The 12,089-nt window shown below is 40.1% G+C and carries 12 protein-coding genes and 1 tRNA gene; 9 read left to right on the top strand and 4 right to left on the bottom strand.

The window, feature by feature from the left end:
• Positions 1-19 precede the first annotated feature (19 nt).
• A complete protein-coding gene (locus tag Q0R88_RS03840) occupies positions 20-1,312 on the bottom strand; it encodes a sugar MFS transporter (RefSeq protein ID WP_295712500.1) in 1,293 nt (430 codons plus the stop codon).
• Between the two features lie 185 nt (positions 1,313-1,497).
• Between Q0R88_RS03840 and Q0R88_RS03835 the strand changes: the two genes are divergently transcribed.
• From Q0R88_RS03835 to Q0R88_RS03820, 4 genes are all read left to right on the top strand, one after another.
• Positions 1,498-2,481 carry a glycosyltransferase gene (locus Q0R88_RS03835; protein ID WP_295712497.1) on the top strand — a complete coding sequence of 328 codons (984 nt, stop codon included), beginning with the start codon at positions 1,498-1,500 and terminating at the stop codon, positions 2,479-2,481.
• A 160-nt stretch (positions 2,482-2,641) separates the two neighbouring features.
• On the top strand, positions 2,642-4,315 hold the full coding sequence (locus tag Q0R88_RS03830; RefSeq protein ID WP_295712494.1) for a glycosyltransferase family 39 protein: 1,674 nt from the start codon (positions 2,642-2,644) through the stop codon (positions 4,313-4,315).
• A 39-nt stretch (positions 4,316-4,354) separates the two neighbouring features.
• Positions 4,355-5,374, top strand: a complete 1,020-nt coding sequence (gene murB / locus Q0R88_RS03825) for a UDP-N-acetylmuramate dehydrogenase (protein ID WP_295712491.1) — start codon at positions 4,355-4,357, stop codon at positions 5,372-5,374.
• Between the two features lie 266 nt (positions 5,375-5,640).
• Positions 5,641-6,177 (top strand): sigma-70 family RNA polymerase sigma factor, encoded by a 537-nt coding sequence (locus tag Q0R88_RS03820; protein ID WP_295712489.1) that lies wholly within the window; start codon positions 5,641-5,643, stop codon positions 6,175-6,177.
• An 84-nt stretch (positions 6,178-6,261) separates the two neighbouring features.
• On the opposite strand, the gene crtI is transcribed toward Q0R88_RS03820, so the two are convergent.
• The gene (crtI, locus tag Q0R88_RS03815) at positions 6,262-7,740 is read right to left on the bottom strand and encodes a phytoene desaturase family protein (RefSeq protein WP_295712486.1); all 1,479 of its coding nucleotides are present in this window, start codon (positions 7,738-7,740) and stop codon (positions 6,262-6,264) included.
• A 102-nt stretch (positions 7,741-7,842) separates the two neighbouring features.
• On the opposite strand from crtI, the gene Q0R88_RS03810 reads away from it, so the two are divergent.
• The 4 genes from Q0R88_RS03810 to Q0R88_RS03795 are packed head-to-tail and all read left to right on the top strand — an operon-like array spanning position 7,843 to position 10,139.
• Positions 7,843-8,676: a phytoene/squalene synthase family protein gene (locus Q0R88_RS03810; RefSeq protein WP_295712483.1), complete on the top strand. Its 834-nt coding sequence runs from the start codon at positions 7,843-7,845 to the stop codon at positions 8,674-8,676.
• Positions 8,676-9,218, top strand: a complete 543-nt coding sequence (locus Q0R88_RS03805) for a hypothetical protein (RefSeq protein ID WP_295712480.1) — start codon at positions 8,676-8,678, stop codon at positions 9,216-9,218. The genes Q0R88_RS03810 and Q0R88_RS03805 overlap by 1 nt, the downstream gene beginning before the upstream one ends.
• Positions 9,215-9,907, top strand: a complete 693-nt coding sequence (locus tag Q0R88_RS03800; protein ID WP_295712479.1) for a lycopene cyclase domain-containing protein — start codon at positions 9,215-9,217, stop codon at positions 9,905-9,907. Before Q0R88_RS03805 ends, Q0R88_RS03800 begins: the two co-directional genes overlap by 4 nt.
• Complete coding sequence (locus tag Q0R88_RS03795; protein ID WP_295712475.1) at positions 9,891-10,139, top strand: cytochrome b5 domain-containing protein; 249 nt, start codon at positions 9,891-9,893, stop codon at positions 10,137-10,139. Before Q0R88_RS03800 ends, Q0R88_RS03795 begins: the two co-directional genes overlap by 17 nt.
• 113 nt (positions 10,140-10,252) lie before the next feature.
• Here the strand turns inward: Q0R88_RS03795 and Q0R88_RS03790 are convergent, their stop codons facing one another.
• Positions 10,253-11,167: a PfkB family carbohydrate kinase gene (locus Q0R88_RS03790; protein ID WP_295712472.1), complete on the bottom strand. Its 915-nt coding sequence runs from the start codon at positions 11,165-11,167 to the stop codon at positions 10,253-10,255.
• 230 nt (positions 11,168-11,397) lie between these two features.
• On the opposite strand from Q0R88_RS03790, the gene Q0R88_RS03785 reads away from it, so the two are divergent.
• Positions 11,398-11,471, top strand: a tRNA-Asn gene (locus tag Q0R88_RS03785).
• A 324-nt stretch (positions 11,472-11,795) separates the two neighbouring features.
• Here Q0R88_RS03785 and Q0R88_RS03780 read toward each other — a convergent pair.
• Positions 11,796-12,089 (bottom strand): 2OG-Fe(II) oxygenase (locus Q0R88_RS03780; RefSeq protein ID WP_295712469.1); only part of this gene is annotated, 294 nt, incomplete at its 5' end.

Raw genomic sequence — 12,089 nt, 5'->3', positions numbered from 1 at the left:
TTAAACACCGCGTGTCCGCTTACACCGCTATCACATGTTTCCCCTTTTTGTAACCAATGGTTGCAAAATAAAAGATGAACAGGTAAATGGGGATCAGTATCATATAAGCTTCCTGGGCCGATAGCTTATCAACCAATAAGCCATACAATGGTGGGAAAACGGCGGCGCCGGCTATACCCATTACCAAAAGCGATGACCCAATTTTGGTAAATCTGCCTAATCCTGATAGGGCTAATGGCCATATGGCAGGCCACATTAAGGCGTTTGCTAAGCCTAAGAGCGCTATACATCCTATCGAGATATATTTAGGAGTAACTAATGCTAAAATGGTTAACACAGCACCTAATATAGCCGAATAAACCAATGCTTTTTGCTGGCTGATGTAACGGGGAATAAACAGGATGCCCGCACAATAACCAATAACCATACATATCAGCGTACCCGAGGCGAAATACTTAGCAACTGATAACGGGATATGATTTGCCGTACCATAGCCGATGATTGAATCGCCGGCAATTACTTCGGCACCTACATAAAAAAACAAGGCGATTACACCTAATATTAAATGCGGGAACTGGAAAATGCTGCTTTTGCCAGAGTTGGCTGCTGCAACAGCTTCGTCCTCGTGCTCGGTATCAATTTCGGGTAAGCCCGAAAAATAGATCAGCACTGCTAAAACCGAAAGGACAACAACTATAATGATATAGGGAAGAATTACCCTTGCTGCTAACTCGTTAAGCTGTATTATTTTTTCTGCGGGGGTAAGCTTTATCAGGTTGGCGCTAAAGCCATCTATATTGTTTAATACCAATGCACCCAGGGCTATAGGGGCCAGCACGCCTGCGCATTTATTAAAGATACCCATGATACTCATGCGTTTGGCGGCGCCTTCTGGTGGCCCAATAATGGTGATATACGGATTTGATGCCGACTGTAAAATAGCCAACCCTGTGCCCTGTACAAATAAGCCGATTAAGAAAACAGAATAAACCCTGGTGAGTGCTGCGGGAATAAATATAAGAGCGCCAAGTGCGATAACTATTAGCCCAACTGCCATTCCATTTTTAAACCCAAATAGTTTAAGCACCCAGGCGGATGGTTTGGCCATTAACAGGTAAGCTATATAAAACGCGCTGGTTACCAGGTACGATTCAAAGTTATTTAACTGACATGCAATTTTTAAATAAGGTATCAATACCGAATTTAACCAGGTTACAAAGCCGAAGATGAAAAATAAGGCGCCTATGATAATGATAGGGTTTATCGCTGATTTTTTTTGTACAGATATTACAGGATTGCTAATTGATGTCATTTCTTTTAGTTAAATCGTTAATAAGTTAATCAAGTTCCTAAAATAATTAAAAAAGTTGATAAATTATATTGTTGACATGAAAATTCTAAAATAGGCAATTTAGAGGAATGATTGCGGGGGCCACACGGGTATTCCTTTATAGCAATCCAATTTAAATTGCGAAATTCGGGCGATTACATTTTTGAATGAAGATTTTAATAGTAAACAATACCCAAATACCCGCAGCAAAATACGGCGGAACTGAAAGAATGATCTGGTGGCTGGGTGCAGCGCTTCAGCGTTTAGGGCATCAAATTACTTACCTCGTAGCGGCTGGTTCTTCCTGTCCTTTTGCTAAAATTTTGGTTTATAATCCCACCGTTGATATAAGTAAGCAGGTGCCTGATGATATTGACGTGGTACATTTTCATTTCCAGGTAAATAACTTTACTAAAAAGCCCTACCTGGTTAATGTACATAACAATCCTGCATACGGAGATCTGTTAGATCAAAATTCGGTATTTGTTTCGGCCAATCATGCGGCCCGGTATGGGGGCACAGCCTTTGTCCATCACGGCCTTGACCCTGATGATTACCCTAAACCCGATCTGTCAAAAAAGCGCATTCATACCCATTTTTTGGCAAAGGCGGCCTGGAAGGTTAAAAACGTTAAAGGTGCAATTGATGTAGCTACCCAAAGCGGTAATAAACTGATTGTATTGGGCGGTACTCGTTTAAATTTAACAATGGGCTTCCGGTTTACATTCAACTTAAATGTGAGGTTTAAAGGGATGGTTGATAATGATAAAAAGGCAGTAGTGCTCAACAGTTCAAAGGCGCTGTTGTTCCCGGTGCTTTGGCACGAGCCATTTGGCTTAGCTATTATTGAAAGCTTATATTATGGATGCCCGGTGTTTGGGACGCCTTATGGGTCATTGCCCGAGTTGGTTGCACCCGAAGTAGGTATACTCAGTAATAGCAGTTCGGTACTTGCAGAAGGCCTTAAATCTGTTGCGGATTTTAGCAACCAGCTATGCCATGATTATGCTATGGAAAATTTTACCGTGCAAAAAATGGCGCAAAAGTACCTGCAGCTTTATGAACGGGTTATGAATGGCGAAAAACTGAATGCAGGAGCGCCAACTTTACAAGCAGCTAATACAGTAAAATACCTGCCCTGGAATAGGTAACAGCTGTACTATTTCACCATTATATATCAATACCGTTAAGTTAAGGAAACATCGGTAGCTTATTTTTGCAAAACGAAAGGAATGCGCCATTTGAAATAATCAGACACTTTACATCTGCCACGCTTTTGATGAAATCTGCTACATAACCCTAAATATTCTTGTGAATAGATTTGCCTTCTCCATACTTTACGCGCAAAAAAAGCCATATTTATTAGTACTCGTTATAGCCATATTGGTAAACCTGGCTGGCATTGGTGTAAAATATTTTACAGACGATCCTGCTTTGTACAGTGTACTGGCACGTAACATGGCTCAAAGCTTCAACTTTACCGATCTGATGTATCATGGTAAGGATTGGTTGGATAAACCGCATTTTCCGTTTTGGATGACAGCTATTAGTTTCAAAATTTTGGGCATCAATACCATAGCTTATAAATTGCCTGCTTTGCTGTTTTTCTTCCTGTCGGCTATCTATACTTACAAGCTCGCCAAAAAGTTTTATGATGTTGAAACGGCGCTGATTGCTGTACTGATATTACTTACCGCTCAGCACGTGGTGATGTCAAATACGGATGTACGCGCCGAACCTTATATTATGGGTTTGTTAATGGGCGCTGTTTATCATTTTTGTAAAGTAAAAGACCGGTTTACATGGGCAGATATTTTACTGGCCACTCTGTTTACAGCCTGTGCGGTAATGACGAAAGGGATCTACCTGCTAATCCCTATCGGGAGTGGAATTGTAGGTGACTACCTGTTCCGGAAAGATATTAAGGGGCTTTTTCAATGGAAATGGCTACTATCCTTTGTTTTGGTAGCGGTCTTTGTACTTCCGGAAATTTATACCCTATATATTCAATTCGATACGCATCCCGAAAAGATAGTTTTTGGCAAGTCGGGTATATCGGGTATTCATTGGTTTTTGTGGGATAGCCAATTTGGGCGCTTCAATAATAACAGCTTTATCAGGAACACGCATGGTAACGTCTTCTTTTTTGTGCATACCCTGCTTTGGGCTTTTGCTCCCTGGGCATTGTTGTTTTATTTTGCTCTGTTTCGCGTTATCCATAAAATAATTAAAAAGATAGTACTGCCGGAGTATATTACCATTAGCGGCGCGCTGATCATGTTACTGGTTTTTTCAATCTCCAAATTTCAGCTTCCTTTTTATACCAATATCCTGTTTCCCTTCTTTGCTATTATAACGGCGGTATTTATAAAGGAGGTTATCGGCAGTAATAAAAATCTTTTTTTTAGTATCTCGCAGTATACCATAAGTGTGCTGTTGATTATGGCGGTTGTGGTGTTGAACTTCATTTTTGCACCCGGGCGCTGGCCGGTATTTTTAATGCTGGGCATTGCTTTGGCATTAATTACCTGGTATATCTATAATTATAGCGAAACAAAGATGAGGGCTTTGTTTTTATTTACTTGCTGCGTTAGCCTTTTTGTTAACAGTTACATGGTAACTTTAGTGTACCCAACACTCGTTGATTTAAAAGGGGATGTACAGGCGGCAGCGTTTATCAATCAATATCATCCAAAAGAAGAAATCATATCAGCGTTCAATGTGCCAAATGCTTTTGAGTTTTATACCCATCAGCCAGTTACTTTTATGGATATGGCAGATGCCCTTAAGCATAGCAACGCGCTAATATTAATTAATGAGGGGCAAAAGGCCGATCTGCAAAAAAATAACACGCCATTTCAATTGATTCAATCATTTGATAATTATCCTAATGAAAATATAACCTTACCGTTCATCATCGAATCAAAAAGGTTAACTGCACTTAATCATTTCTTTTTGGTAAGGATAGGAGGCATCGCAAAATAAAAATTCCGAAATTCGCCGTAATTCCGAAATCAAAATACTATGCTGCAAATACAGGAAAACGTATCACTTAAAAACTTTAACACTTTTGGTATTGATGCCCATGCCCGGTATTTTGTAGAGATAGCCCATGAAGATGACCTTGTTGAATTGTTTGCCGATCCGTTATGGCTGCAAACTGAAAGGTTAGTAATAGGTGGAGGCAGCAATTTGCTATTGGTTACCAATTTTGATGGCCTGGTTATCCGTATGAACATCCGCGGTATTGAGCATCGCATAAGCCATAACGATGTATTTGTTGAAGTTGGCGGCGGCGAGGTATGGAACGACCTGGTAAACTTTTGCGTAGCCCGTGAATATGCCGGGATTGAAAACCTGAGCCTCATCCCTGGCTCGGTGGGGGCATCTCCCATTCAAAATATTGGCGCTTATGGGGTTGAGCTTAAAGATGCTTTTGTGAGCTGCAAAGCTTTTGAAATTGCAACCAGTACTTTTAAAACGTTTAGCAAGGCCGATTGCAAATTTGGTTACCGGGAAAGTGTATTTAAAAGCGAGCTAAAGGGCCAGTACATTATTGTATCGGTAAAGTTTCATTTGTCGCTTATCCCAAACATCAACACGCAATATGGCGCAATAGGGCAGGAGCTGGCAAACCGGGGCATTACATCGCCTACAATAAGAGATATTTCGCAGGTAGTATCACATATCAGGGTATCCAAACTGCCCGATCCTTCAACCATAGGCAATGCCGGTAGTTTCTTTAAAAATCCGGTGATAAGCAAGCAGGAATTTGAAGCAGTACACACTAAGTACCCCGATGTTGTAAATTATCCAGCCGCCGATGAACAGGTAAAATTAGCTGCCGGATGGCTTATTGAGCAGTGCGGATGGAAGGGAAAAACAGTTGGCCACACAGGAACCTGGAAAAATCAAGCCCTGGTATTAGTGAACCATGGGGGGGCCACAGGACAGGAAGTGTACAGCTTTTCGTCGCAAATCATAGACAGTGTGTACACTAAATTTGGCGTTATGCTACAACGCGAGGTCAATATTATTAGTTAAAAAATTAAATTTCAACTAAATTTTTCATTTTGTTTTCATCAATTGTAAATAATATTTACGGTACAATTGTGGCCTTTACAGACTGTTTTTATTTGCTTTTTGGTGGTTTTAATCGGCTGTATATTAGTATTTTAATTGTAATTGCAGTGTAATGTGTACACGATTAGGTAAACACGCTGTTTTTGTATTTATTGGAAGGATTTGTTTTTAATGGGTTGGTAAATGGCATCATGCTTGCCTAACTGTTAACACAAAACTTTAACAAAATGACAAAGATTGAGTTTAACACCCTAGTACTACGTCAGGCAACATCATTAAGGTCATACGCCTTACATTTCACGCATGACGCAGACGATGCTAACGACCTTGTTCAGGATACAATGTTGAAGGCCATAACTTATTATAATAAGTTTAAAGAAGGAACAAATTTAAAAGGATGGTTATACACCATCATGAAAAATACATTTATTAATAACTACCGCCGTTTTGTTAAAATGAGCACATTTGTTACCAAGAGTGACGAGATTTCATCGCCAAACCTGGTATTCAGTTCAACAAAAAACCAGGGGGAAGCCAAATTTGTGATGGATGATATTAAAAGAGCTTTAGACAGACTGCCTGGAGATTATTATATACCATTTACCATGTATTTTGAAGGTCATAAATACCATGAGATAGCCGATCATTTAGAGATTCCTATCGGCACGGTAAAAACCCGGATACACGTGGCACGTAAGCTATTAAAGAAAAACTTAAAAGCTTATGATAACGGTATTGCCAAACCTGTTTACGCAGAGAACTAATATCATAAACTCAATATAATATTTATATATATAGGAAAACCCGCTGATCAGGCGGGTTTTCTCGTTTTGTGAAAGTCCGGCTATTTAGGTAAGGCTCTTTATCGCCTCCATAGCCACCACCTGCCCTGAAATGATAGCCGGCGGAACACCGGGCCCCGGTACGGTTAACTGCCCGGTATACAGCATGTTTTTGATATGCTTTGCCCGCATGGCAGGTTTAAAGAATGCTGTTTGCGATAAGGTGTTGGCAAGTCCGTAGGCATTGCCTTTAAATGAGTGGTAATCGGCTTTAAAATCGTTTAGGGCATAACTCCGCTTAACAACTATCGAATCGCGGATATCCTGGCCTGTGATCTGTTTAAAGCGATCAAGCATTAAGTCTAAGTATTTTTCACGGATACTTTCATCATCATGCAAGCCCGGGGCAACAGGCATCAGGAAGAAAAGGTTTTCGCCGCCCGGCGGCGCTACGGTGCTATCTGTTTTTGAGGCGCAGCAAACATAAAATAAAGGGTTTGTTGGCCAGGTGGGCGTAGTATAAATTTCTTTGGCATGAAGCTCAAAGTCCTCATCAAAAAATAAATTATGGTGTTTTATTCCCGCTATCTTTTTGTTGGTGCCTATATAAAACAACAGGCTCGATGGCGACATACTACGGCTGTCCCAGTACCTGGCTGTATAATTTTGATGTTGCTTATCTAATAAGTGTTGATCAATATGCTCATAATCGGCCCCGGCAATTACAAAATCAGCATGGTAAACTCCCTGGTTGGTATCGATGCTACTTACTGTTTTGTTTTCTATATTGATCCTGGTAACTTCCGTATTTAGCTTTATCTCCACGCCAAGTTCCTGGGCCAGGCTTACCATGGCTTTCACAATCTGGTTCATGCCTCCATGTGGGTACCAGGTTCCGAGGGTAAGATCGGCATAGTTCATCATGCTATACATGGCAGGTGTTTTTTGAGGTGTAGCGCCAAGAAATAACACGGGGAATTCCAGTAGTTTTATCAGTTTGGGATTTTTGAAATACTTGCGCACATGCTTACTCATGCTGCCCAATAATTGCAGACTGAAACTTTTTTTGATCAGGTTGAGATCTATAAACTCTGTTATGGAATGCGACGGACGAAATACGTATTCGCCCATGCCAACTTTGTATTTGTATTCGGCCTGTTTTAAAAATTCCCTTAATTTTAAGCTGCTGCCCGGTTCTGTTTCCTCAAAGAGGGCCTCCAACTCTGGCATTCCTGCCGGCACATCCATCGTATCGGCCTTTCCAAAATAAATACGGTAACCAGGATCCAGTCGTTCCAGTTTATAATAATCAGCAGTTTTTTTACCAAACAGGGCGAAAAAGTTTTCAAACACATCCGGCATCCAATACCAGCTTGGGCCCATATCAAACTTAAAACCATCCTGTTCCCAAACTCTGGCCCTGCCACCCGGTTGGTCGTTCTTTTCAAGTACAGTCACTTTAAGCCCCTCTTTGGCTAAAACACAAGCGGCTGATAAGCCTGCAAAACCGGCTCCTATAACAATAATATGTTTGTTGCTGACCATATATTTATATTAGGCCCAAGTTATGCAAATTGTTTTATGGGTGAAATAAAAAACAATATGGTTATAAAAATGTATTTTTGGAACAATATTGAATTAAAGTAGATGAATCTGTATGATGAAACCTGTTTTGAGTGCAGTAAGCTGATCACTCAAAAATATAGTACCTCCTTTAGTTTGGGGATAAAGGCATTTGATGCGGATTACAGGTATCCTATTTATGCTATTTATGGCTTTGTAAGGTTTGCCGATGAAATTGTGGATACGTTTCATGAATATGATAAAGTAAGGCTGATTTGCAATTTCAGAAGAGAAACCTTTAAGGCTATTGAAGAGGGTATAAGTCTTAACCCGGTTATTCATTCTTTTCAGCAGGTGGTTAACAGGTATGGTATAGATCATCAGCTCATTGACGCCTTTTTACGGTCAATGGAAATGGACCTTGATCAAAAAGTGTATGATGGGGACGAATATAATGCCTACATTTATGGATCGGCAGAAGCAATAGGGTTGATGTGCCTGCGTGTTTTTGCCAATAACGATGATGATCTTTACCATGCACTTTTGCCGCAGGCCCGCAGCCTTGGGGCAGCTTTTCAAAAAGTGAATTTTTTGCGGGATATAAGGTCGGATTTTGAAGAACGTGGCAGAACTTATTTTCCTGGTGTTGATTTTAATAATTTTACAGAGCAGGTTAAATTGAATATACAGGCCAATATTCAAAGTGATTTTGATGCCGCTTTTGCAGGCATAAAACGGCTGCCAGTTGGTGCACGGTTAGGGGTTTATATTGCCTATACTTACTATCTGCAACTGTTTAAAAAAATAAAGAATACACCGGCAAACGTTATAATGCAAAAAAGAATCCGTGTTTCTGATACCTGCAAAATAGGTTTGTACGTTAAAGCTGTATTACAACAAAAACTAAATGTAATTTGATGATTCATCGCGTATTTATAGTAGCCTCGTTTTTTTTATTGCTGATAGTACAGAATGTAGAGGCCGATGACATCAACCTAAAAAGTATACGCAAGCAATTGGTATTAGCTATTGATAACAGTAAAACCACCGATTCCTTATACAAGAGCCTTGCCTCCGTAAAAAACCGGACAGGGTTAATCAGTGGATATATGGGGGCTTTACTATCCTGTAAAGCTAAACACGCCTGGAATCCATACATGAAGGTCAAGTTTTTAAATAATTCGGAAAAAGTTTTTCAAACAGCCGTAAATGCCGATCCGCATAATATCGAGATCAGGTTTTTGCGTTTCTCTATTGAGCACAATGTGCCCGGTTTTTTAGGTTTTAATAAAGATTTGGTTGCTGATAGAGAAGATATTATAGCTCAGTTAGATAAAAAAAATTATGGCACTGCCGATAAGGAGCTTACTGTAGCCATTATTAAATTTTTGATCCATTCCAAACGCTGCACACCCGCCCAAAATGATGAGCTGAATAAATATTTAGTTGAATTAAAGTGAAATACACTTACCTGCTTATAAATATCCTCACGGTGTTTTTTCCAGTTGTTTTATCGTTTGATAAAAAGGTGCATTTTTATAAAAGCTGGAAGTTCATGTGGCCCGGAATGTTGGTAACAGGAATTTTCTTTTTGTTTTGGGATGTATTGTTCACCATGAAAGGCGTATGGTCCTTCAACCCGCATTACATTATTGGCATAGCTTTTTGGGGCTTGCCATTGGAGGAGATGTTGTTTTTTTTAACCGTGCCCTTTGCGTGCCTGTTTATACATGCTTGCTTAAACTATTATGTGAAGTGGAGGATGAGGTTACAGCTTAGCGCCATCATTAGCGGGTTGATTGTATTGATCAGCATATTGGCGCTGGTGTTTTATTACAACAGGATTTATACTGCCGTTACTTTTGGCCTTTTAGTATTATTGATGGCGGTGCTGCAATTTGGCATGAAGGTAAACTGGCTTAACCAATTTTATATAACCTATTTGGTTGCGCTTATTCCGTTTTACATAGTGAATGGGTTTTTAACTGCAATACCCATAGTGCTTTATAATAACAACCAGAATTTGGGCAGAAGGGTAGGGACGATCCCCGTAGAAGATCATTTTTATTTAATGGCCCTGTTGCTGATGAATATTGGTTTTTTTGAATATTTTAGAGCTAAAAGAAAAATAAATGGCAAATCTGCCTGAATATACAAAGTCACAGCTGGCCCTTCGTAACGGGCAGGATAAGCCGCAGATCTGGGTGGCCTATAAGGGTATTATATATGATGTGACTGAAAGCCGCCTTTGGAGAAACGGGAAACATTACGAGCACTGGGCCGGCCAGGATCTGACACCCGAGCTTGTGGATGCTCCGCATACAGAAACTGTGTTTGAAAAATTTGAAAAAGTAGGCAGACTAAGCTCTCCGGCTCACTAAGCAGGTGTTTTAAAAAGAAAAACTTACGAAGTTTTAAAACTTCGTAAGTTTCAATTGTGCTAAATTTAAAATAAGTAAACAACCTCCTCTACCAGAGGATTTAGTTGAGTTTCTTATATCTCAAATTTTGCCAGGCTTATAAATTCCTGTATGCGGGCGACTATTTCTTCCTGTGTTAAATTCCTCAATCTTTCAGATCCAAACTTTTCAACACAAAACGAAGCCAGTGCAGACCCAAAGATGATTCCGTTTTTGATGTTATTAAAGCTCACTGTGCCAACTTTGGCCATATAGCCTATAAATCCCCCGGCAAAAGTATCGCCAGCGCCTGTAGGGTCAAATACTTCGGCCAGTGGTAAGGCAGGTGCGCTGAATATTTTATCTTCATGAAAAAGCAGAGCTCCGTGTTCGCCTTTTTTGATGATCAGATATTTGGGGCCCATGGTTAATATTTTGCGGGCAGCTTTAACCAATGAGTACTCGCCAGAAAGCTGACGGGCCTCGGCATCATTAATTGTTAAAACATCAACCATGCTGATGGTCTTTAAAAGTTCATCAAGGGCAATGTCCATCCAAAAGTTCATCGTATCCATTACAATAAGTTTTGGGCGCTTGGTTAGCCTGTTGATAACGCTTTGCTGTACCTGGGGAGAAAGATTACCCAACATCAGGAATTCGCAATCCTGGTATGTATTGGGGATGATTGGGTCAAAATCGGCCAAAACATTAAGTTCGGTAACCAGCGTATCCCTGGTGTTCATATCATTGTGATACTTGCCGCTCCAGAAAAAAGACTTTTCTCCTTCTTTAATTTGCAGTCCTTCTGTATCAATATTGTGATTATTCAGGTCTTCAATCTCGCTTTGCGGAAAGTCATCACCCACCACAGCAACGATATTTATATCATCAAAAAAGTAAGATGCGCCCAAACTTGCGAAGGTTGCAGACCCTCCCACGATTTTTTCTGTCTTCCCAAAGGGAGTTTCAATAGCGTCAAATGCCACAGTACCAATAACTAATAAACTCATTTAAATATTTATATTTTTTTTGCAAATATGCCATTTTTAACCCACACATGATAATAAGACGACAATTTATTGAGACTATACTTTTCAATATCGCCAATTATTTACAATAACTATTAACCCAATTAATAATTTAAACAATCTCATCTTTAACCATTTATATTTTTTTAAAAAAAATATTGGGAAATTACATCAGAAATCATACTTTTGCACACTCCAAACCGGAAAATTATTCCTGAGTAGCTCAGCTGGTTAGAGCATCTGACTGTTAATCAGAGGGTCCCTGGTTCGAGTCCAGGCTCAGGAGCAGCTTTTAGAGCCTTTAAGTTCAAACTTGAAGGCTCTTTTTGTTTTTAGGCTTTATGGTTGTCTACAATTTGGCCTGGGTTTAGCGCACTGATGTTTATTTAGCAAAGGATCGGACCATCATCGACGAAGTGCAGGTGTTTGTTTGGAAGCTTATTTTTGGTGACCGTCGTGCAGATTACCAACGTGCACGTTTCTTTTTAATGCGGCAAGTCTGCCGGACCGTGTACGGAATACTCCTGTTTAATGCCGTCGGGCTTGTTAGGGCCGATTGTGATCCGATCTTATCAGGATAAAAAATTGTAAACTTATTTTTGGGTGAGTATTATCGGGCAACCTTTAACCACCCGGTAATACTCATTCTTGGCAAGTGGGTTACTAAAACTTCATGCTCCAGTTCGTTACTTTTAAAGAACACGCTTTTACCGGCATTGGGCGATATATCCTGCCATTCCGTTCCCTGGTAAATACGGAGATCGCCACCATCCACCTCGTTATTCAGGTACATGATCATGGAGTAGGTCCTTGTTCCGTTTTGCTTAAAATTATCCAGGTGCCGTTTGTAAAAGCTTCCTTTCTCATAAAGGGCATAATGAAATTCATAACCCGTTATACCCGT

The sequence above is a fragment of the Mucilaginibacter sp. genome (assembly GCF_025362475.1).
Lineage (GTDB): Bacteria > Bacteroidota > Bacteroidia > Sphingobacteriales > Sphingobacteriaceae > Mucilaginibacter.
Note: the sequence above shows the minus strand (reverse complement) of the source record. Positions and strands in the feature narration are given on the sequence as shown.